This is a genomic window from Novosphingobium tardum, assembly GCF_042652045.1.
In the GTDB taxonomy this organism is placed as follows: Bacteria; Pseudomonadota; Alphaproteobacteria; order Sphingomonadales; family Sphingomonadaceae; genus Novosphingobium; species Novosphingobium tardum.
In genome coordinates, this window is the sequence record NZ_JBHSDR010000003.1 from 833,050 (window position 1) to 853,694 (window position 20,645).

At 66.7% G+C, this 20,645-nt stretch carries 18 protein-coding genes; 9 read left to right on the forward strand and 9 right to left on the reverse strand.

All coding sequences use genetic code 11. From position 1 onward, the window contains the following. Positions 1–60: 60 nt before the first annotated feature. The 4 genes from ACFO0A_RS04210 to ACFO0A_RS04225 all read right to left on the reverse strand — a co-directional run bounded on the left by ACFO0A_RS04210 (position 61) and on the right by ACFO0A_RS04225 (position 2,083). The gene (locus tag ACFO0A_RS04210; protein WP_379537716.1) at positions 61–381 is read right to left on the reverse strand and encodes a YbjQ family protein; all 321 of its coding nucleotides are present in this window, start codon (positions 379–381) and stop codon (positions 61–63) included. 75 nt (positions 382–456) lie between these two features. Then, entirely contained in the window at positions 457–1,332 is an 876-nt protein-coding gene (locus tag ACFO0A_RS04215; RefSeq protein WP_379537717.1) for an SDR family oxidoreductase, read from the reverse strand. Between the two features lie 106 nt (positions 1,333–1,438). Continuing rightward, positions 1,439–1,675: a DUF2312 domain-containing protein gene (locus ACFO0A_RS04220; RefSeq protein WP_379537718.1), complete on the reverse strand. Its 237-nt coding sequence runs from the start codon at positions 1,673–1,675 to the stop codon at positions 1,439–1,441. A gap of 102 nt (positions 1,676–1,777) precedes the next feature. Continuing rightward, positions 1,778–2,083, reverse strand: coding sequence for a DUF1244 domain-containing protein (locus tag ACFO0A_RS04225; protein WP_379537719.1), 306 nt, complete (start codon positions 2,081–2,083; stop codon positions 1,778–1,780). A gap of 105 nt (positions 2,084–2,188) precedes the next feature. On the opposite strand from ACFO0A_RS04225, the gene pyk reads away from it, so the two are divergent. Continuing rightward, positions 2,189–3,652 (forward strand): pyruvate kinase, encoded by a 1,464-nt coding sequence (gene pyk / locus ACFO0A_RS04230; RefSeq protein WP_379537720.1) that lies wholly within the window; start codon positions 2,189–2,191, stop codon positions 3,650–3,652. A gap of 17 nt (positions 3,653–3,669) precedes the next feature. On the opposite strand, the gene ACFO0A_RS04235 is transcribed toward pyk, so the two are convergent. Continuing rightward, positions 3,670–4,350: a YggS family pyridoxal phosphate-dependent enzyme gene (locus ACFO0A_RS04235; RefSeq protein ID WP_379537721.1), complete on the reverse strand. Its 681-nt coding sequence runs from the start codon at positions 4,348–4,350 to the stop codon at positions 3,670–3,672. A 22-nt stretch (positions 4,351–4,372) separates the two neighbouring features. On the opposite strand from ACFO0A_RS04235, the gene ACFO0A_RS04240 reads away from it, so the two are divergent. After that, positions 4,373–4,903 carry a thiamine phosphate synthase gene (locus tag ACFO0A_RS04240; protein WP_379537722.1) on the forward strand — a complete coding sequence of 177 codons (531 nt, stop codon included), beginning with the start codon at positions 4,373–4,375 and terminating at the stop codon, positions 4,901–4,903. Positions 4,904–4,993: 90 nt separating this feature from the next. After that, a complete protein-coding gene (locus ACFO0A_RS04245; protein WP_379537723.1) occupies positions 4,994–7,336 on the forward strand; it encodes an FtsK/SpoIIIE family DNA translocase in 2,343 nt (780 codons plus the stop codon). 21 nt (positions 7,337–7,357) lie between these two features. Here ACFO0A_RS04245 and ACFO0A_RS04250 read toward each other — a convergent pair whose 3' ends face one another. Further along, the gene (locus ACFO0A_RS04250) at positions 7,358–8,146 is read right to left on the reverse strand and encodes a hypothetical protein (protein ID WP_379537724.1); all 789 of its coding nucleotides are present in this window, start codon (positions 8,144–8,146) and stop codon (positions 7,358–7,360) included. Positions 8,147–8,238: 92 nt separating this feature from the next. Beyond that, the gene (locus ACFO0A_RS04255; protein WP_379537725.1) at positions 8,239–8,865 is read right to left on the reverse strand and encodes a flavin reductase family protein; all 627 of its coding nucleotides are present in this window, start codon (positions 8,863–8,865) and stop codon (positions 8,239–8,241) included. 154 nt (positions 8,866–9,019) lie between these two features. Between ACFO0A_RS04255 and ACFO0A_RS04260 the strand changes: the two genes are divergently transcribed. The 3 genes from ACFO0A_RS04260 to ACFO0A_RS04270 all read left to right on the forward strand — a co-directional run bounded on the left by ACFO0A_RS04260 (position 9,020) and on the right by ACFO0A_RS04270 (position 14,857). Further along, a complete protein-coding gene (locus tag ACFO0A_RS04260; protein ID WP_379537726.1) occupies positions 9,020–11,803 on the forward strand; it encodes a TonB-dependent receptor plug domain-containing protein in 2,784 nt (927 codons plus the stop codon). 132 nt (positions 11,804–11,935) lie between these two features. Further along, the gene (gene ald, locus ACFO0A_RS04265) at positions 11,936–13,051 is read left to right on the forward strand and encodes an alanine dehydrogenase (protein WP_379537727.1); all 1,116 of its coding nucleotides are present in this window, start codon (positions 11,936–11,938) and stop codon (positions 13,049–13,051) included. 96 nt (positions 13,052–13,147) lie between these two features. Beyond that, positions 13,148–14,857: a GGDEF domain-containing protein gene (locus ACFO0A_RS04270; RefSeq protein ID WP_379537728.1), complete on the forward strand. Its 1,710-nt coding sequence runs from the start codon at positions 13,148–13,150 to the stop codon at positions 14,855–14,857. Here the strand turns inward: ACFO0A_RS04270 and ACFO0A_RS04275 are convergent. Both ACFO0A_RS04275 and ACFO0A_RS04280 read right to left on the reverse strand, forming a co-directional pair. After that, positions 14,854–15,252, reverse strand: coding sequence for an acyl-CoA thioesterase (locus ACFO0A_RS04275; protein ID WP_379537729.1), 399 nt, complete (start codon positions 15,250–15,252; stop codon positions 14,854–14,856). The two genes, ACFO0A_RS04270 and ACFO0A_RS04275, sit on opposite strands and share 4 nt — an antisense overlap. Beyond that, on the reverse strand, positions 15,249–17,330 hold the full coding sequence (locus ACFO0A_RS04280; RefSeq protein ID WP_379537730.1) for a S9 family peptidase: 2,082 nt from the start codon (positions 17,328–17,330) through the stop codon (positions 15,249–15,251). Before ACFO0A_RS04280 ends, ACFO0A_RS04275 begins: the two co-directional genes overlap by 4 nt. A 55-nt stretch (positions 17,331–17,385) precedes the next feature. On the opposite strand from ACFO0A_RS04280, the gene ACFO0A_RS04285 reads away from it, so the two are divergent. From ACFO0A_RS04285 to ACFO0A_RS04295, 3 genes are all read left to right on the forward strand, one after another. Then, a complete protein-coding gene (locus ACFO0A_RS04285; RefSeq protein WP_379538162.1) occupies positions 17,386–19,200 on the forward strand; it encodes an aminopeptidase P family protein in 1,815 nt (604 codons plus the stop codon). A 57-nt stretch (positions 19,201–19,257) separates the two neighbouring features. Beyond that, positions 19,258–19,635 (forward strand): VOC family protein, encoded by a 378-nt coding sequence (locus tag ACFO0A_RS04290; RefSeq protein ID WP_379537731.1) that lies wholly within the window; start codon positions 19,258–19,260, stop codon positions 19,633–19,635. Between the two features lie 224 nt (positions 19,636–19,859). Next, positions 19,860–20,618 (forward strand): EF-hand domain-containing protein, encoded by a 759-nt coding sequence (locus tag ACFO0A_RS04295; RefSeq protein WP_379537732.1) that lies wholly within the window; start codon positions 19,860–19,862, stop codon positions 20,616–20,618. The last annotated feature ends 27 nt before the right edge of the window (positions 20,619–20,645 follow it).

Below are 20,645 nucleotides of genomic sequence, written 5' to 3' on the forward strand. Positions count from 1 at the left end.
GTCCCGGCGCTTCGTGGCAACCGCCGCTCCGTGATGCCAGCGCCAGCACTGGCGGCGGTTTCATGCCAGCTTCACCGCCGTGCCGCTGACCGATACCATCAGCATCGAGCCCTTCTTGCCGATGACCTGGTAATCGATGTCGCACCCGACGAGCGCGTCGCCGCCAAGCTGCTTGCACTTGTCGACCATCTCGAGGATCGCCTCGCGACGGCCGCGCTCGAGCACGCGTTCATAGCTGCCCGAGCGGCCTCCGACGAGATCGGTGATCGAAGCGAACATGTCGCGGAAAAGGTTGGCGCCGACGATGACTTCGCCGGTCACGATGCCGAGATAATCGCGGATCGGACGGCCTTCGACGGTATGCGTGGTGGTGACGATCACGGAAGTTCCCCTGCTTGACAAAGCACTTGCCTACAGTGGGATGCGCGACACCTCCAGACCCGACGCCGTCCGCGCCTAGCCGTTCACGATCGTCCCGCCATTGGGATGCAGCACCTGGCCCGACATGTAGCTGGAATCTTCGCAGGCGAGGAAAAGGAACGCCGGCGCGACCTCGTTCGGCTGGCCGGGACGGCCCATCGGCGTGTCCTCACCGAAAGTCTCCAGCTTTTCCGGGCTGGCTCCCCCCATCGGATTGAGCGGCGTCCAGATCGGCCCGGGAGCGACCGCATTGACCCGGATCCCGTCCTTGACGAGATTTTCCGAGAGCGATCGGGTGAAGGCGGTGATGGCTCCCTTCGTGCTCGAGTAGTCGAGCAACTCGGCGGAACCTTGGTACATCGTTATCGAGGTGCAGTTGATGATCGCGGCCCCTTTCTTCAGGTGCTCGCGTGCGGCTTGAACCAGGTAGAACATCGAGAAGATGTTGGTCTGAAACGTCCGCTGGAGCTGTTCCGGAGTGATATCACGGATGTCCTTGTCCGGATGCTGCTCGCCCGCATTGTTGACCACGATATCGAGCCGTCCGAACTCGTCGATCGTCTTGGCAACCAGCGCCTTGCCGCAATCGGGATCGCCGAGATCGCCCGGGAAGACGAATGCCTCGCTCCCCTCGGCCTCGCACAGCTCACGGGTCAGCGACGCGTCGTCGTGTTCGCAAAGATAGGAAATCGCGACCTTCGCACCCTCGCGGGCGAAGAGCACTGCGACCGCGCGGCCGATGCCGCTGTCGGCACCGGTCACGATCGCGACCTTGCCCGCCAGTCGCCCCGAGCCGGGGTAGCGCGGCTGCCAGTCGGGCTTGGGCTCGAGCGCGCTTTCGTGACCGGGCAGACCGTCTTCTTGGATCGGCTCGATCCTGGCGGCAGTGGCGAGGTCGAGGTTGTCGGTCATCGCAGGCGTCCCATGATTTCAATGTCATGGGATCAACCGTGCGATGGTGGCCGGGTTCCGCGCGTCGTCGCGAGGGGCGAACGGACGGGCCGGTATGGGCGGGGGCTCAACCCAGGCCGAGCGCCGCCTTGTAGGTGTCGAGCAGCATTTCCATCTCGGACCGGTCATCGGGCTTCATCTTCCGCAGGCGGACGATCTGGCGCATGATCTTGGCGTCGTAGCCGACCGCCTTGGCCTCGGCGTAAACGTCGCGAATATCGTCGGCGATGCCCTTCTTTTCCTCTTCGAGCCGCTCGACGCGTTCGATCAGCAGGCGCAGGCGGTCGTCGGTGGCGTCGGCCATCGGGCAGGTCTCCGGTAAATGGGTGAATCGGTTGCCCGCGCTCTTAGCGAGGGCTGGCCCGCCGCGCAAAGGGCACCGGGCCGGTTTTCCCCCTGCCCGCGATCAGTCGCGCCGGTTGAGTGCGACGCTCGCTTCCATGCGGGCGAGTTGCGCGGGCGTCGCTTCAGTCTGGAAGCGCTGCTTCCACTCCGCCGCCGGCATGCCGTGGATCGCCTCGCGCGCGGCGGCCTTCTCCAGCGGGGCGCCGGCATCGACGATCCAGTCGGCAAGGCAATTTCGGCAAAAGCCGGCAAGACCCATCAAGTCGATGTTCTGGGCGTCGTGGCGGTGCCGCAAATGACGCACCAGCCGGCGAAAGGCGGCCGCGGCGACGGCGTCGGGCAGGGCATCGATCGGATCGTCAGACATGGAGAACACTCGACTTGGCCAGATATGATGCGCGAGGCAACGATCAGCCTTGGGTTTCGCGCGGGCCTTTGCCATAGGCTCCCGCGCAATCGGAAGGAATGCCCCTTGGCCAAGATCGCGCCGAACGTTCACGACCCTCGCGGCCGCAAGGTCAAGATCCTCGCCACCATCGGTCCCGCGAGCCGCTCGCCCGAGATGCTGGAACAACTCTTTCGCGCCGGCGTGGACGCCTTTCGCGTGAACATGAGCCACGGCGACCAGGAAACCCACGCGCAGACGATCGCTTCGATCCGTGCGCTCGAAAAGCAGGTGGCGCGTCCCATCACCATCCTGTGCGACCTGCAGGGACCGAAACTGCGCGTCGGCACGTTCAAGGACGGCAAGGCGGTGATCCGCCACTCGGGTCACTTCACGCTCGATAACGATCCCGCGCCGGGAGACGAGACCCGGGTCTGCCTGCCCCATCCCGAGTTGTTCAAGGTGTTGGAAAAGGGCCAGCGTCTCCTGATCGACGACGGGAAACTGCGCCTTCGCGTGATTCGCGCCGAGGCCGACCGCATCCTGTGCACGGCCGAAGTCGGCGGCGTGATTTCCGATCGCAAGGGCGTGAACGTGCCCGACGCGGTCGTCCCGATTCCCGCGCTGACCGAAAAGGATCGCCGCGACCTTGCCTTTGCCGTGCAGCATGGCGCCGACTGGGTTGCGCTGTCGTTCGTGCAGCGTCCGGAGGACGTTGCCGAGGCGCGCAAGCTGATGGGCGGTCACGGCTCGCTGATCGCCAAGATCGAAAAGCCGGCGGCCATCACTCAGCTCGACGAAATCGTCGAGCTTTCCGATGGCGTGATGGTGGCGCGCGGCGACCTGGGCGTCGAATTGAATCCCGAGGAAGTTCCTCCCATACAGAAGATGATCGTCGAGACCGCCCGCCGGGTCGGCAAACCGGTTGTCGTCGCGACGCAGATGCTCGAATCGATGATCGAAAGCCCGGCCCCGACCCGCGCCGAGGTGTCGGACGTCGCCAACGCGGTATACGACGGTGCCGATGCGGTGATGCTTTCGGCCGAAACGGCGGCAGGCGCCTGGCCGGTCGAGGCGGTGACGATCATGGATCGCATCGCCGGGCAGGTTGAGCGCGATCCGGGTTACCAGGGCCGCGTGCACTACATCCGCACCCCGCCCGATGCGACGACTGCCGACGCCCTGGCACAAAGTGCCGCGACGATTGCCCAGACGGTCACCGTTGCGGGAATCATCGTCTTCACCGGATCTGGATCGACCGCTCGGCGCGTGGCGCGCGAGCGTCCTTCGGTGCCGATGCTGGTGCTCACCCCCAGCCTCAAGACAGCGCGGCGTCTGGGCCTGTTGTGGGGCGCTCACGCGGTGCACACGCGCGACATCGGCAGCTTCGAGGAGATGATCGCCAAGGGCAAGCGCATGGCCTTGCGCCACGGCTTCGGCGCGGCAGGATCGAAGCTGATCGCGCTGGCGGGCGTCCCGTTCGGCACGCCGGGATCGACCAACCTGCTTCACGTGGTCACCCTGACCGGCGACGAATTGAAGGAGCACTGAGAGAGCTGCGGTCGCAGTTAGCGGCGCTCTCCGAACAAGGCCGAGCCGACGCGAACGTGTGTCGCGCCGAGCATGACCGCCGTCTCGAAGTCGTCGCTCATCCCCATGCTCAGGCCGCTAAAGCCGTTGTCGGCGGCGAGCTTGGCGAGAAGCGCAAAGAAGGGCGCCGCCTCGATCCCGGCGGGGGGAACGCACATCAGCCCGATCACCGGCAGGCCTGCAGCACGGGCCGCATTTAACAGTTCGGGCAGATCGGCGATCGCGCAGCCGCCCTTCTGTTCTTCGGCCCCGATATTGACCTGCACGAAGCAGGGCACCCGCTTGCCCGTCCTGTCCATCGCCCGTGCCAACGCGGCGACGAGCGAGGGCCGGTCGAGCGAATGGATGCAGTCGAACAGTTCGACCGCCTCGTCCGCCTTGTTCGACTGGAGCTGGCCGACCAGATGAAGCACGATATCGGGGAATTCGGCGCGCAAAGCCGGCCACTTCGCGGCGGCTTCCTGGACGCGGTTTTCGCCGAACAGGCGTTGTCCTCCGGCCAGCAGCGGACGGATTGCTTCGGCCGGTTGCGTCTTGCTGATCGCGATCAGACTCACATCCTCAGGCCTGCGCCGCGCGATCCGCGCCGCGGCGGCGATGCGGTCGCGCGTCTTGGCCAAGGCGGTCGATGGAGGTGCGGCGGTAGCTGGTTCGGACATGGGGCGCTGCTATAGCGCCGCGATGACCGCGCGCCAGTCCGTCCCGCTTCCCCGTATGTGGCTGGTGAGCGATGCCCGCAATGACACGGTGCTCGACCGGGCGATCCGACACCTGCCGCGCGGCAGCGGGCTGATCTTTCGCCACTATCACCTTGCGCCCGGGGCACGCCGGAATCGCTTCGCGGCGGTCGCCCGCCTGTGCCGGGCGCGCGGCGTGGTTATCGTTCTTGCGGCGAACGTCCGCGAGGCCCGGCGATGGGGCGCGGATGGCAGCTACGGCCCGCCGGCGCGCGGAACGACGCTCGCCACCGTGCATTCCCTCGCCGAATTGGCCCAAGCAGTGCGCGCCGGCGCAAGCGCCGCCGTTGTTTCGCCTGTGTTCCCGACCCGGTCGCATCCCGGTGCAGCCGTGCTTGGACCGGTGCGCTTCCTGCTGATCGCGGCGCGTTCGCCCCTCCCGGTAATCGCGCTCGGTGGCATGACCGCGGCTCGTGCAGCGCGTTTGCCGGCATACGGCTGGGCTGCGATCGACGGGCTTTCGGGCAACACCTGAGGCCCCGCGCGCGACTGGAATCCCAAGGATTCTTGACGCGGAGTCTCGCCCGCGCGCATGATGCGCCGGCGATCAGGGGAACGGGAAGAAATGGCATCACGGGCATTCCAGGCGCCAGGCCAGGCGCACGGCAGTGCGGATTGGCGGGCAACGCTGCGCCGCTCGACGCGCCGCGCCGGCGAACTGGCCGGTGCCGCCGCGCTCATCGCGGCAATGCTCTTCCTCGGCCTCGCGCTGGCGAGCTATACGCAGACCGATCCATCGGCGAGCACCGCCGCGGGGGGCGAGGTTGCCAACTGGATGGGCCTGCCGGGCGCGTGGGCGGCTGAACGGCTGCTGTTCCTGTTCGGCCCTGCCGCCGTGCTGGGCCTGCCGCTTTTCTACGTCCATGCCCGCCGCCTGTGGCGCGCCGCGACGGATGAGGCGCCGACCGAATCTGCACGGTGGTGGCGCTCGCTGGGTGCGCTGGTCCTGGGCGTGGCCCTGATCGGCACCGTCCTTGCCCTGAGCTTCACCGCGCCGGGCGGATCGCTGCCGGCCTCGATGGGCGGGCTGGCCGGACTGTTCGGCGCTACCGCCGTCCGCGCGCTCGATCACGTCGTGCCCGCGGCCGCTCAGGGGTGGACGACGATGGGGATCGCCTTCGCTTGCCTCGCCGGCGCCGCGCTGCTGATCGGCAGGGTCTATGCGCTCGACTGGAAGGGCCTGTTCACGCTGCCCCGCGCTCTCCACCGCTCCTCCGCATCGAGCGACGACGCCGAAAGCGCGGTCCCGCTGCGCCGCAAGGCCGAGCCCGCGGTGCGCAAGGCCGTGGATGAACCGGTCGCGCCCCCGCGCAAGCCCCCCGAAATCACCGATCCGCGCCAGCCACCGCGCAAGGCGCAACTTACCGGCAAGTCGAAGCAGGGCGATTTCTTCGAGCAGTACGAATTGCCCAGTCTCGACCTTCTGAACGATCCTCCGAGCCACCAAGCTCCCAAGGTCGACAAGCTGGCGCTCGAGCGCAACGCCCGCCTCCTCGAGAACGTGCTCGACGATTTCAACGTGAAGGGCGAGATCACCGCGGTCCGCACGGGTCCCGTGGTCACGATGTACGAACTGGAACCCGCGCCGGGGATCAAGGCCAGCCGCGTGATCGGCCTGGCCGAGGACATCGCCCGCAACATGAGCGCGATCTCGGCGCGCGTTTCCGCCATTCCGGGCCGGACCGTGATGGGCATCGAACTGCCCAATGCCGACCGCCAGACAGTCGCCTTCAAGGAACTGGCCTCGTGCGCCGCGTTCGTCGATTCCAAGGCCATGCTGCCGATCATCCTGGGCAAGGATATCGCCGGCGAGCCGATCGTCGCCGATCTTGCCGCGATGCCTCACCTGCTCGTCGCGGGCACCACCGGCTCGGGCAAGTCGGTCGGGCTCAACACGATCCTCCTGTCGCTTCTGTATCGCCTAACGCCCGAGCAGTGCCGCCTGATCCTGATCGATCCCAAGGTGCTCGAACTCAAGAGCTACGACGACATTCCCCACCTTCTCTCGCCCGTGGTGACCGAGCCGGCCAAGGCCGTGCGCGCGCTGAAATGGGCGGTCGAGGAAATGGAGCGGCGCTATCGCATGATGTCGTCGATCGGGGCGCGCAACCTCGTCGGCTTCAACGAGCGGGTGAAGGCGGCCGCCGCCAAGGGCAAGCCGCTCGGCCGCCGGATCCAGATCGGCTTCGATCCCGACAGCGGCGAGGAACTCTACGAAGAGCAGCAGCTCGACTACAAGGCGCTGCCCCAGATCGTCCTTATCGTCGACGAACTGGCCGACCTCATGGTCACCGTGGGCAAGGAGATCGAGGTCCTGATCCAGCGCCTGTCGCAGAAGAGCCGCGCGGCGGGCATCCACCTGATCATGGCGACGCAGCGACCCTCGGTCGATGTCATCACCGGCGTGATCAAGGCCAACCTGCCGACCCGGATCAGCTTCCACGTCACCAGCCGGATCGACAGCCGCACGATCCTGGGCGAACAGGGCGCCGAGCAGCTTCTGGGCAAGGGCGACATGCTCTACAAGCCCAACACCGACCCGATCAAACGCGTCCACGGCCCGTTCGTCAGCGACGAGGAGGTCGAGGCTGTCGCCGAGCACTGGCGCGGACAGGGCACGCCGGACTACGTCGATTCGGTCACCGAAGAGCCGGAGGACGGCAGCTTCGGATTCGACGACGTCGATTCCGCTTCCGACAATCCGGAAGAGCGCAAATACCGCCAAGTCTGCCAGATCGTGTTCGAAAGCCAGAAGGCCAGCGCAAGCTGGATCCAGCGGCAGATGGGTGTAGGCTACAATACTGCCGCCAAGTGGATCGAGAAGATGGAGGCCGATGGCTTCGTGGGACCGGCGAACCATGTCGGTCGGCGCGACATCTACCGCGATCGCGACGGCAATCCGCTGTGAGTCGTTAAGGACAGAGTCCGCTCACCGGCGCCTCATTCCGTAGTCGATCCGGATCCGCACCCATTCACCGACCTTCAGCTCTCCGCCCAGGCGGGGTGGGCGGACGCGGAACTGCCACGAAGCACCGACCACTGCCTTGGCGATACCCGAACCGTTGGGCCACTCGTCGAGGACGGTGCAGTCCTCGACCCTGAACTCGGGAACGGTGCGACAGGCAATTAGCCCCCAGCCGGGCCCCTGCGCAGTCGAAAGGTAGCCGGCAAGCTCGTCCGGATAGGGTTCGTGGACCCATGAGGCGGCGTAGAGCGGCTCGCCATTAGGCGCGGTGCCGACCCGAGCGCTGTCGCCCGACGCGCCGCCACTTGGCGCCGCCGGACCCATCATCGCCTTGCCGGGAGCCTTGGGCGCCGGCTGGCTGCGCGGCAGGTTCGCGATGTCGAGAGCGGCCATTTCCCTGGGCGAGATGGCGATCATCGGAGGCGGCTGGGACGTGGGCGGAGCCGTGACAGGGGCGGTCGGCTTGGGCGGAGCGACCCTTGGCGAAGTCTTCTCCTGCGCCGCCCGCTGCGGTTCGGGCCGCGAACTGGGAGAAGGCTTTGGGTCGGGAGCAGCATCTTGCTTCGCGTCGAAGCTTACCAGCGCCGTCGGCACGATTTGCTGTTCGACGCTCGAGACGCCGAGGGTGAGCAACAGCAGCGCCAACAGGCCCTGCACTGCCAGCGCGAGGAGGAAGCCCGTGCCTCGGGATTCGGCCCACTCACGCACCGAGCCGGGAAGGGCGCCGACCAGCTTCTGGAAAGGATTGGACACGGCGCCTCGGGTGTAAGCCGGTGCGGGCAATCACCCGGCGCAGGCTGGCGGCGCGATAGGCGCAGCCCGCACCCGCGGCAAGCGGGTTCGGGTCAGTCGCCGCCGAGGGGCCAGGCGAGACGCTTCATTTCGAAGCTGTCGGTATTGCGCACATACATCCCGGCCCCATGCTGGCGGCCGAGCAGGTGCATTGCCTGGGTATCGATGCGCCGGCCGTCGGCACTCATGAACGCGTCGTCGATGTGAATCGCCAGAATCTCGCCGATGACCACGGTGCTGCGCGGGCTCGGGTCCAAAAGCTGCCAGGTTCGGCATTCGAAGTTCACCGGGGCGCTGGCGATCAGCGGCGGCTTCACGTGGAGAGCAGGGCGGGTCTCGATCCCCGCCACCGCCAGTTCGTCTGTGCCGGGCGGTGCATCGGCGGCGGTCACGTTCATTTTCGGGGCATCGGCCTCGCTAACGAGCGCGATGACGAATTCGCCGGTCTCGCGGATATGGCGCGCTGTGTCCTTGTCGCCGCCACGCTCGTGGTGCGCCATCAGGCCGAGGACGACCAGCGGCGGCTCGTCGGCCAGTGCGTTGAAGAAGCTGTGCGGTGCGCAATTGCGCCCGCCGTTGGCGCCCTGGGTCACCGTCCAGGCGATCGGACGCGGAGTCACCGTGTTGACGATGAGCCGATAGCGGTCGGCGGGGCGAAGGTCGGCCATGTTCCAGTGCATTCGTCAGGCGTTAGCGCGCACGCACCGCAACCGCAATTCCGCGAGTGTTGCGATGCAGCAACGCAGCCGCGCAAAATGGGTGCGGGAATGCAACGCTATTTGCCCAGACCCCGGCAGAGCGTATGTTTGTGGCTTACAGGGAGGCTCAAAGCTCATGAAATTGCGCACCATTCTGACGACCGGCAGTGCCGCTTCGGCCATCGTCCTCGCGTTCGCGACGGCCGTTCCCGCCTTCGCCCAGGATACTACGCCGGCCGAGGAAGAGGCCACGCCCGCCACCGACGATGCGAGCACGATCATCGTGACCGGCAGCCGCTCGACCACGCGTACGGTCGAAAATTCGCCGGTTCCGGTCGACGTCCTTTCCGCCGAGGCGATCACCGAGGGCGGGCAGGTCGAGACCAACAAGATCCTCAACAAGCTGGTGCCCAGCTTCAACTTCCCGCAGCCGGCGATTTCGGACGGCTCGGATGCGCTGCGTCCGGCAACCCTGCGCGGCCTCTCGCCCGACCAGACGCTGGTCCTTGTCAACGGCAAGCGCCGCCACACCGCCGCGCTGCTGAACATCAACGGCACCGTGGGCCGCGGCTCGGCGGCGGTCGACATGAACTCGATCCCCGCGCTCGCGATCAAGTCGATCGAAGTTCTGCGCGACGGCGCATCGTCGCAGTACGGCTCGGACGCCATCGCCGGGGTGATCAACATCCGCCTCCAGGACGCCAGCGAAGGGGGCAAGGCGGTCGCCAGCTACGGCAAGTACGACACCACGCTCGACGGCGTGAGCAAGGTCACCGGGCTTCAGGTCAATGCCGCCGGGCAGCCGATCATCGACCCCACCGACAGCCGCTATTTCCTCGCCAACACCAGCGGCGAACTGCATGTTCGGGACGGCGAAACCTATACCCTCGCCAGCAACTTCGGCCTGCCGTTCTTCGGCACCGAGGGCGGCTACCTCAACCTGACGGCGGAATACCGTCATCGCAGCCGCACCAACCGCACCGGCTTCGACCTGCGCCCGAACTATGTGAAGAGCGGGGCGCTGTTCGACCCGCGCGAGCTGACCTTCGACCGCCGCGAATTCCGCTTCGGCGATCCCACGGCTGACGATTTCAGCCTGTTCCTCAACGCCGCCTATCCGCTGGGCGACTTCGAGATCTACACCTTCGCCAGCTTCAACCAGCGCGATTCGGTGAGCGCGGCCAACTACCGCGGCGAAAACAACGCGAACAACGTCGACTATTCGGTGCTTGCGCCGAACCAGCCGCCGCCGGGGTCGTTCACCCGCGCCGTGCTGTACCCCGACGGGTTCCTGCCGCTGATCAAGTCCGACCTGACCGACTACAGCTACACCGCCGGCCTGCGCGGCGACGTGTCGGGCTGGAACGCCGATCTTTCGGTTGGCTTCGGCCAGAACCAGTTCGACTACCAGACGCTCAACTCGATCAACGCCTCGTTCGGCCCGGCCAGCCAGACCAACTTCGATGCCGGCGGGCTCAAGTATAGCCAGGGTCTGGTCAACCTCGACATGAGCCATGACTTCGACTTTGGCTTTGCCAAGCCGGTGACGTTCGCGCTGGGCGCCGAGTATCGCAACGAGCGCTACCAGATCCGTCCGGGCGACTTCCAATCCTATGCCCTCGGGCCGCTTTTCCGGGCCGCCGTTCCCAATACCACGCTTGCCAACTGCACGGCGCTCGGTGGCCGCTACGGTTCAGTCGCCGCCACCACCTGCGATTTCCCGGGGCGTGCAGGCGGCGCGGGTGCACAAGGGTTCCCGGGCCTGCCCGCCTCGGCGGCAACCGACGCCGACCGGCACAACCTGGCCGGTTATGCCGAACTCGACGCCGACCCCATTCCGGGCCTGTCGACCACGCTGGCCGGCCGGTTCGAGCACTATTCCGATTTCGGCAACACAGTGACCGGCAAGTTCGCCGCGCGCTACGAAATCGTCCCTGGATACGCGGTCCGCGGCTCGATCTCGAACGGCTTCCGCGCGCCCTCGCTGCACCAGCAGGTGTTCACCACCACGTCGACCAACTTCATCGCTGGCGTGCCGGTCGACGTCCTGACCGCCCCGGTTTCGAGCCCGGTGGCCCGCGCCCTTGGTGCCAAGGACCTGAAGCCCGAAAAGTCGGTCAACATCAGCGGCGGCGTGACCGCCAACCCGCTCGCCGGATTGTCGCTGACGGTCGATTACTACAACATCAAGATCAAGGATCGGATCGTCCTTACCGAAAACCTCGGCGCCAGCACCTCGACCGCCGACGCCGCGATCCGCGCCTACCTCGCTTCCGTCGGTTCGACAGTTACCGCCGCGCGCTTCTTCATCAACGGGCTCGACAGCCGGACCCAGGGTGTGGACGCGGTGATGAACTGGCGTCTGCCGCTGGGCGGGCTCGGCAAGTTCGTGCTGACCGCCGCGTACAACTACAACAAGAACAAGATCCTCAAGCGCAACAACACGCTCGGCCCGCTCGCCTCGATCCCGGGCGTCGTGCTCTTTGGGCGCACCGAGTCGCTGCGCTTCGAGAAGGGTCAGCCCAAGGACAAGATCGTCCTGAGCCTCGACGGCGACATCTCGTCGTTCGGGTTCACCGCGCGCACTACCCGCTACGGCAAGGTGCTGTCGCCCGGATCGACCCTGCCGGCAGCGCCGAACCAGGCCAGCTTCACCGCACCCGGCCCGGATGACGTGACGCTTTCGCCCAAGTGGATCACCGACCTCGAGCTTCGCTACGACCTGGGCGAGAAGTACCATCTGGCGATCGGAGCGGACAACGTGTTCGACGTTTATCCTGACCGTCTGCCGTTCGGGAACCGCCCGACCAGCCTCGGCGGCCAGTATCCGCAGAACAACCAGTACAACGCCTACTCGATCTTCTCGCCGTTCGGGTTCAACGGGCGCTTCCTCTACGGCCGGATCGGCGTCGACTTCTGATCGCCTTTCCCGCATCATCTGCGGCCGGTTCGCCCCATGGCGGACCGGCCGTTTTCATATGCGGCGATGCTCTCGCAAGTTGCGTGCATGCGGTTACAAATGTAACGAGCGCGCGCAGTCAGGAGACCCAGCATGCGCGTCGGCACCGTTCGCGAGATCAAGAACCACGAATACCGGGTCGGATTGACGCCCGAGAGCGTCCACGAACTCGTCGTCCACGGTCACGAGGTATGGGTTGAGACCGGCGCAGGGCTGGGCATCGGCGCCAGCGATCAGGATTATCGCGGGGCGGGCGGCATCATCAAGGACACCGCGGCCGAAATCTTCGCCGCGTGCGAGATGGTGGTAAAGGTCAAGGAACCCCAGCCGGGCGAGCGCGCGATGCTGCGCGAGGGCCAGATCCTCTACACCTATCTCCACCTCGCGCCTGATCCCGAGCAGACCGCCGACCTGGTGAAGTCCGGCGTCACCGCGATTGCCTATGAAACCGTGACCGGTCCGGGCAACACTCTCCCGCTACTCAAGCCGATGAGCCAGGTGGCAGGGCGGATGAGCATCCAGGCAGGCGCGACCGCGCTGGAAAAGGCGCACGGCGGGCGCGGCGTTCTCCTCGGCGGAGTTCCCGGGGTGATGCCGGGAAAGGTCGTGGTGATCGGCGGCGGCGTCGTCGGCTTCAACGCCGCGCAGATGGCGGTGGGCCTCGGCGCCGATACGACCATTCTCGACCGTGATCCCGAAGTGCTCGAGCGGCTCGGGATTCACTTCGAAAGCCGGGCCAAGACCCGCTTTTCGAACAAAGCGAACCTCGCCGATTCGATCTGCGATGCCGACCTGGTGATCGGCGCGGTGCTGATCCCGGGCGCCGCCGCGCCCAAGCTCGTCACGCGCGACATGCTCAAGTGCATGATGCCCGGCGCGGTGCTGGTCGACGTCGCGATCGACCAGGGCGGCTGTTTCGAGACAAGCCACCCCACCACCCACGCCGATCCCACCTTCGTCGTCGACGGGATCGTTCATTACTGCGTTGCCAACATGCCGGGCGCGGTCGCGCGGACAAGCACATATGCGCTCAACAACGTCACCCTGCCGCACGCGTTGAAGATCGCCGATCTTGGCTGGCAGGCCGCGCTGAAGGCCAACCCCCACCTCGCCGCGGGACTGAACGTCCATGCCGGCAAGGTCACCTACGAGGCGGTCGCCACCGAGCTGGGATACGACTACGTGCCCGTGGCCGACGTTCTGGGCTGATCCTCCGCAGGGTTAACGTCGTGGAAGCAGGCGCTTAACCCGTTAGCAAAGCCTCTGCGCCATACCGGCCAAATGGGACTGGTACGGGGTCGATTTGTGGCAGCGCTGCTGGCAGCCTTTTGGCTGATCCTTGCCGCGCGCCCGGCCGAAGCGGCCGGTTTTCCGCCAGGTTCGACCTGCTATGCCTCCGGCGCCGCCGACGAGAAGCTCGATCGCGTTCTGGCGACACCGGCGCGATGGAATTGCGGCAGCCAGGCGCTCAGCTATCGTCCCGCGCGGGTATTTGTGCGGTTCGACCTGCCGCGCACCGCAGGCGATCCGCCAGGCTGGTTCATCGGCCGCGCGACCCGGTTCGAGCGCATCACGTTGACCGCGATCGATCCGGGCGGGCGGCAACGACATCGCAGCTACGACATGGATCAGGTCAGGCTGTCGAACTCGGACTGGACCTTCGCCGCGCGCCTGCCAGTGATGGATCGCCAGACGAGCGCGGTGGTCGCGACGATCGATAAGGCATGGGCGACGCCGCTGATTTCTCGCGCCAGGCTGGCCGCTGCCCCGCATGATGCCGAGGGGCCGACCGGCGGCCTGCTGTTTGCAGCCGCGCTGTGCGGGCTGCTGTTCGTGCCGCTGGTCGTCAACCTTGCGTTTTGGCGCGTCCTGCGCGAGCCGTTCGTCCTTTGGCACGCCAGTGCCGTCCTGTTCATGCTGATGCAGACCTTGGCGCTGTCGGGCCTGCTCCAGCGTATTCATCCGGTCCCCCTGTGGCCGACATCGCTGATCGGGATCGTGAGCTTCGGTTTCGGGGTCGCCGCGGCAACAATGTTTTCCGCCGGCTTCATCGAGGAGCGCTCGCTCGACCCCCGGATGCGACGGGCGTTGCGCTGGTCGGCGGCATGGGTCGTGGCCAACACCCTGCTTCTGGCCGCCGGACCGCCTGCGCTGCGCCCCTGGCTGATCGACGCAAGCTATGCCAGCTTCCTGCCCGTCCTCCTGCTTATCGTCGCGGCGATGATCCAGGCCCTGCGGCGCGACAGCCGCGCAGTGAAGTTCCAGATCGTCGCGTGGACGCCGGTGATGATCGTCGGAATCATCCGGATGGTCACCAACGCCATTTCCCCCACCGGTGCGGTCGATGCGTTCTTCGCGCAGAACGTCTCGCTGGCGATCGAAGTACTGATAACCGCGCTGGGCGTGGCCGACCGGATGATCCTCGTGCGCGAACAGCGGGACCGCGCGCAAAGCGAGGCGCGGGTGCTGGGCGACCTTGCCGAAAGCGATCCGCTTACCGGGCTCATGAACCGCCGCGCGGTCGAGCCGCGCTTCGAGCAGCTTCGCCGGCGGGGCTTCCGCGCGATGGCTGTGATTGATCTCGATCACTTCAAGAGCGTGAACGACACGCACGGGCACTCCGTCGGCGACCGGGTCCTGAAGGTCGTCGCCGAGGCGCTGGAGCCTGACGAGGACACGCTGGCGCTGCGCATGGGCGGCGAGGAATTCCTGCTGCTGCTGCGCGGAACGGACATCGAGGATCGCGCCGAGCGCCGTCGCCGCGCCATTACGACGCGGGTCGCGGCGCAGCTCCCCGGCCTGCAACGGATGGTAACCGCGAGCATGGGCCTCGTCGTCCATGCCGAGCGGGCGGGCGATGCCGGGCGGCTGAGTTCCGATTTCACCGCGCTTTACGAACATTGCGACCGCCTGCTCTACGAAGCCAAGCGCGTCGGCCGCAACCGCACGGTAATGGAGCGTTTGCGCAGCTTCTCTCCGGCGCCGGCGCAGCGCCCGGCCCGGCAACGCGCCTAGGCGCGGAAGAACGGCGCGGCGACCTCGTCGCGGATCCGCAGCAGCCTGCCGCTTGCCCGGTCCAGCAGGGCCCAGGTGCTACGCGCGCTCACGATCTCGCGACCCGACGAATTGCGAAACACCACGCAGCGGTCGAACCGCGCGCCGTGCGGCGGGTCCGGAACGAAGGTCTCGGCGACCGCGCTTTCACCGGCGGCGATGTTGCCGCGGTAATCGATCTCGTGCCGCGTTACGACCCAGATAAAGGCCGCCTGGTGCTCGGCTGAGGCGATGGCCGCCCAGTGCGCCACGGCGATGTCCTGGACCCACTCCAGCCACACCGTGTTGTTGACGTGGCCCAGCTCGTCGATGTGCCCGGGCAGCGCCGTGAACGTCCGGGTGAAGCGGTTGCTCACCCGGCCAGGCCCAGTTGCCAGAGGATGAAGGCGAACTCCTCCGCCGTCTCGCGCAGGCTTTCGAAGCGTCCCGACTTCCCGCCGTGGCCCGCGCCCATGTTGGTCTTGAGCAGGAGCTCGTTGTCGTCGGTCTTCACTTCGCGCAGCCGCGCCACCCACTTGGCGGGCTCCCAGTAGGTCACGCGCGGGTCGTTGAGCCCGGCGGTCACCAGCAACGGAGGATAGGCTTGCGCCTTCACGTTGTCGTAGGGGCTGTAGCTGCGGATCAGCTCGAACGCGGTGCGATCCTCGATCGGATTGCCCCATTCGGGCCACTCGCCGGGCGTCAGCGGTAACGATGCGTCCAGCATGGTCGAAAGCACGTCGACGAAGGGGACATGCGCGACCACCGCGCCCCACAACCCGGGATCGGAATTGATCACCGCGCCCATCAGTTCGCCCCCGGCGGATCCGCCCGAGATGCTTATCCGGCCCTCGCGGGTGTAACCCTGGGCGACGAGACCCTTCGCCACGTCGACGAAGTCGTTGAAGGCGTTGGTCCGGCTGGCGAGCTTTCCCGCCTTGTACCAGGCCCGGCCCAGATCGTCGCCGCCGCGGATATGCGCGATGGCATAAACGAAGCCGCGATCGACGAGGCTCAGCCGCGTGGTCGAAAAGCCGGGCGGGATCGCGATGCCATAGGCGCCGTAGCCGTAGAGATGCAGGGGCGCGCTGCCGTCGATCGGCGTATCGCGCCGCATCATCAGGCTCACCGGCACCCGCGTGCCGTCGCGCGCGACGATTTCCAGCCGTTCCGCCCGATAGAGCGAGGCGTCATAGCCCGAGGGGATTTCCTGGACCTTGAGCGTCTCGAGCGACCCGTCGGCCAGATGATAGTCGTAGACCGTCGCCGGGCTGACCATCGATTCATAGGACAGGCGCAACATTTCGACGTGCCATTCGGGGTTGTCGGCCAAACCGGCGTCGTAACTCGCCTCGGGAAAGAGGATCGGCGTGATCGCCGAGGGATCGTCGTAAGACCGGATCTCGATCTGGTCGAGGCCCGCCCGCCGGCCTTCGATGACGTAGAAATCGCGGAACAGCGCGAAGTCGGTGAGGTAGAAGTCGTCCGAGCCTTCGATCAGGGTCGTCCATTGCTGCGGGGCGGCCAGCGCCGCGGTGGCGAGGCGGAAATTCTCGTGCGTGTCGTTGGCGTGGATGAACAGCGTGCCGTCGCGCTCGTCGACGTCGTATTCCACCCCGGTCTGGCGCGGACGGACGAGCAGTGCGGGGGCGAGCGGGTTGCTCGCGGGGATCAGGCGGACTTCGCTGGTCTCGTGGTCGCTGGTGCCGATGATCAGCCAGTCCTCGTTGGCCGACAGCGACGAACCGACGCGGAACCCCTCGTCATCCTCGTGGTAAAGCTCGACATCCTCGTCGATCGGACGGCCCAGCCAGTGGAGCCGGGCATTGTCGGTCCGCCACTGGTCGTTGGCGAGCGAGTAGACGAGCCCGGTATCGTTCGCGACCCAGCACAACGACGAGAGCGTGCCCGGGATCGTGTCGGGCAGAAGTTCTCCCGTCGCGATGACCTTGATGCGGGCCTCGAACCGTTCCGAGCCATTGTCGTCGATGGCATAGGCGAGCAGGCGGCCGTCCTTGCTGACCGACAGCGCGCCAAGGCGGAAGTATTCCTTGCCGGCGGCAAGCGCGACCTCGTCGAGGATCAGCTCGTCGGCGCTGCCGTCGTCCGCCGCGCCGACCGGCCGCCGCCACCATTTCTTGTACTCGGCCCCGTCCTCGAACTCGATCCAGTAGAGCCAGTCCCCGTCCTTCTGCGGGACCGATGTGTCGGCTTCCTTGATCCGTCCGCGCATCTCGGTGAAGAGCGTGTCGATCAGCGGGCGGCAATCCGCCATCCGTGTTTCGAACCAGGCGTTCTCCGCCGCAAGGTGGGCCAGGACCTCGGGGTCCTTCACCTCGGGATAACCGGGATCGCGCAGCCAGGCGTAATCGTCGGAGACGGTGATCCCGTGGTGCGTAACGGTGGACGGGCGGCGCGGTGCGACAGGCGCGGTGGTCTGGGTGGCATTGGGCATCGGGCGGCTCTATGTTGCTGCCAACTCTCCCGCAACCCGGACGCGAACCATGCTGATGAATACGCACGAAGCCCGTCTCGACGCCCTGCGCAAGGAACTTGCCCGGCGCGGCCTCGACGGTTTCGTTATCCCCATATCCGACGAGCACCTGAGCGAATATGTCGGCGGCTATGCCCAGCGGCTCGCCTGGCTTACGGGTTTTGGCGGCTCTGCCGGCACCGCGGTGGTTCTGACCGATCCGGGCCAGGACAAGGGCGCGGCGATGTTCGTCGACGGGCGCTATACCCTTCAGGTCCGCGAACAGGTGGATGGCCGGTTCTGGAATTATGAGTCGGTTCCGCAGACCACGATCGCGGCGTGGCTGGGCGAACACGCGCCCGAAGGTGCGAAGATCGGCTACGACGCGTGGCTGCACGGCAAGGGCTGGGTCGAGGCCGCGTCGCGTGCGCTGGACGACCGCAAGGGCACGCTCGTCGCGGTCGACAGCAATCCGATCGATGCCGTGTGGCAGGACCGGCCCGAGCCTTCCGCCGCACCGGCGATCGTGCACGACACCGCCCATGCGGGCCGCTCCAGCCAGGAAAAGCGCGCCGAAGTGGGCGAATGGCTGACCGCGCGCAAGCTCGATGGCGCGGTGATCTCGGCGCTCGATTCGCTGGCCTGGCTGTTCAACATTCGCGGCAGCGACGTCGAACGCACGCCGGTCGCGCTCGGCTTTGCGATCGTCAACGCCGATGGCACCGCCGACCTCTTCATGCCCGAAGCAAAGCTGCCCGCCGAAGTGCGCGCACACCTGGGCAACGCAGTGCGGATCTTCCCGCGGGAGGCGTTCGTTACCTCGCTTGCCGGGTTGAAGGACAAGCGTGTCGCGGTCGATCCGGAACGCTCGGTCCAGGCGATATTCGCCGCGCTGACCGACGCCGGCGCCCAGATCGTCGAGCTGCGCGATCCTTGCGTCCTGGCCAAGGCGATCAAGAACCCGGTCGAGCAGGCGGGACACCGCGCCGCGCAGGCGCGCGACGGGGTGGCGGTGTCGCGCTTCCTCAAGTGGCTGGGCGAGGCCGCGCCGAAGGGCGCCGAGACCGAGCTTTCGGCCTCGGCCTACCTCCATGCGCGGCGCGAGGAGACGGGGCTGCTGCGCGATCTTTCATTCGACACGATCAGTGGGGCAGGGCCGCACGCCGCGATCCCGCACTACCGCGTGGACGAGGACAGCAATCTCCAGATCGCGCCGAACAGCGTTTATCTCGTCGATTCGGGCGGGCAGTATCCGGACGGCACGACCGACATCACCCGCACCGTGTGGATCGGCCCCGATGAAGCTCCGGCAGAAGTGAAGGACCGCTTCACCCGCGTGCTGAAGGGTCACATCGCGCTCGCCCGCGCGGTATTTCCTGCGGGCACCGCTGGCAGCCAGCTCGACAGTTTCGCGCGCCAGTTCCTGTGGCAGGCCGGGCTCGATTATGCCCACGGTACCGGCCACGGCGTGGGCAGCTTCCTGTCGGTCCACGAAGGCCCGCAGCGCATCGCCAAGTCCGCCGGCGGCCAGCCCGGCACCGAGCAGGCGCTGATGGCGGGGATGATCCTGTCGAACGAGCCGGGCTACTACAAGAGCGGCGAATACGGCATCCGGATCGAAAACCTGGTGCTGGTCGAGGAACGCGAGATTGCCGGCGCCGAAGGCCCTTTCCTGGGGTTCGAGACACTGACATTCGTTCCGATCGACCGCCAGCTCGTGGCGCAAGAGCTGCTTACCGCCGAAGAGACGGCGTGGTGGAACGCCTACCATGCCAGGGTCCGCGAAGTCCTTGCGCCGCAGCTTTCGGGCGATGACCTCGCATGGCTCGATGACCAGTGCCAACCCTTGTAACGTTGGATTTGTTCTCATAATGTTCCACCGGGTCGATTCGCAGCGGGAGAACTTGTGATGATCGGTTACGTTACCCTGGGAACCAGCGACCTGCCGCGCGCGGCACGGTTCTACGACGCGATCGCCGCCGAAATGGGCACGGGGCGCATGATGGAATTCGGTGAGTTCATCGCCTGGGGAACGCCCGGGGGCGGCGCGGGGATCGGACTGACCAAGCCGTTCGACGGCAAGGCCGCTAGCGTGGGGAACGGGGTCATGGTCGCGCTCGAGGCCAAGGACCCGGCGCAGGTCCAGCGCCTCTACGAGATCGCGCTCGCGAATGGCGGGACTGACGAGGGCGCGCCCGGCCCGCGCGGCGACGGCGGGTTCTATGCCGCCTATTTCCGCGATCCGGACGGCAACAAGCTCAACGCCTTCGTGATGGATGCGGGCTGAGGCGGGGGACGGCGCGCCGGGCGCTCCTGCAGGCGGGATGAACGAGCTTCGCGATGCGAGACAAATTGCTACAAATTGGACGGTGCGCGGCATAATCGCGCGACAACCTTGCGCTAGTGCATAAGTCAGAAGCTGCGTCTGTCCGTGCAAAAGGGACTTTCCTCCCCTTCAGTCCCGCCAGGCAGGCGCGGCTTCACGTTTTTTCTCCCACGAGGATGCCACCGATGAAGAAACTTGCTCTTGCAGTGACTGCCGCCGCGATGGCGCTTGGCGGCGGCGCCTATGCCGTTGCGCAGAATGCGGAAATGCACGGCCCCGACGCCAACAACGACGGCGTGGTCACCCGCGCCGAGGCGGTCGCCGCCGCCAACGCGATGTGGGTCCGCATGGACGTCAACAAGGACGGCGTGCTCAACGCCGCCGATCGCACGGCCCGCCAGGCCGAGATGTTCGCCAAGGTCGACGCCAATCACGACGGCCAGGTGACCAAGGCAGAGCTCCAGGCGATGGCCGCTGCCCGCGCCGGCGAACGTGCCGACCAGCGCGCTGCGATGCTCGACCAGTTCTTCGCCAAGCTCGATACCGACAAGAACGGAAGCCTTTCGGCCGCCGAACTGTCGGCCGGACCCGGCATGCGTGGCGGAATGGGCCGCGATCACGCCGGGATGGCGGGTCATGATATGGGCGATCACAAGATGGGCGACCACAAGATGGGTGGCTCCGGCAAGGGCGGCCATCGTATGGGCGGCATGGGCGGAATGATGGGCCGGATGGCTGATGCCAACGGTGACGGCAACGTGACCCGCGCCGAATACGATGCCGCGACGCTCAAGCACTTCGCCGAGGTCGATACCAATCACGACGGCTCGATAAGCACGGCCGAACGCGACGCCGCACGTGCCGCAATGCGCGCCAAGTGGCAGGCCGCTCGCAAGGCTGGCGGCGCCGACCATGCCGGTATGGCGCAAGACGACGGGAACTGATCCCGCATCGCGGGACCAAGTCACGGC

Excerpts from the sequence above, each read along its gene's own strand:
- ACFO0A_RS04215 (WP_379537717.1), bottom strand. The coding sequence starts at position 1,332 with ATGACCGACAACCTCGACCTCGCCACTGCCGCCAGGATCGAGCCGATC.
- ACFO0A_RS04220 (WP_379537718.1), bottom strand. The coding sequence starts at position 1,675 with ATGGCCGACGCCACCGACGACCGCCTGCGCCTGCTGATCGAACGCGTC.
- ACFO0A_RS04225 (WP_379537719.1), bottom strand. The coding sequence starts at position 2,083 with ATGTCTGACGATCCGATCGATGCCCTGCCCGACGCCGTCGCCGCGGCC.
- ACFO0A_RS04235 (WP_379537721.1), bottom strand. The coding sequence starts at position 4,350 with ATGTCCGAACCAGCTACCGCCGCACCTCCATCGACCGCCTTGGCCAAG.
- ACFO0A_RS04240 (WP_379537722.1), top strand. The coding sequence starts at position 4,373 with ATGACCGCGCGCCAGTCCGTCCCGCTTCCCCGTATGTGGCTGGTGAGC.
- ACFO0A_RS04245 (WP_379537723.1), top strand. The coding sequence starts at position 4,994 with ATGGCATCACGGGCATTCCAGGCGCCAGGCCAGGCGCACGGCAGTGCG.
- ACFO0A_RS04255 (WP_379537725.1), bottom strand. The coding sequence starts at position 8,865 with ATGCACTGGAACATGGCCGACCTTCGCCCCGCCGACCGCTATCGGCTC.
- ACFO0A_RS04260 (WP_379537726.1), top strand. The coding sequence starts at position 9,020 with ATGAAATTGCGCACCATTCTGACGACCGGCAGTGCCGCTTCGGCCATC.
- ald (WP_379537727.1), top strand. The coding sequence starts at position 11,936 with ATGCGCGTCGGCACCGTTCGCGAGATCAAGAACCACGAATACCGGGTC.
- ACFO0A_RS04280 (WP_379537730.1), bottom strand. The coding sequence starts at position 17,330 with ATGCCCAATGCCACCCAGACCACCGCGCCTGTCGCACCGCGCCGCCCG.
- ACFO0A_RS04285 (WP_379538162.1), top strand. The coding sequence starts at position 17,386 with ATGAATACGCACGAAGCCCGTCTCGACGCCCTGCGCAAGGAACTTGCC.
- ACFO0A_RS04290 (WP_379537731.1), top strand. The coding sequence starts at position 19,258 with ATGATCGGTTACGTTACCCTGGGAACCAGCGACCTGCCGCGCGCGGCA.
- ACFO0A_RS04295 (WP_379537732.1), top strand. The coding sequence starts at position 19,860 with ATGAAGAAACTTGCTCTTGCAGTGACTGCCGCCGCGATGGCGCTTGGC.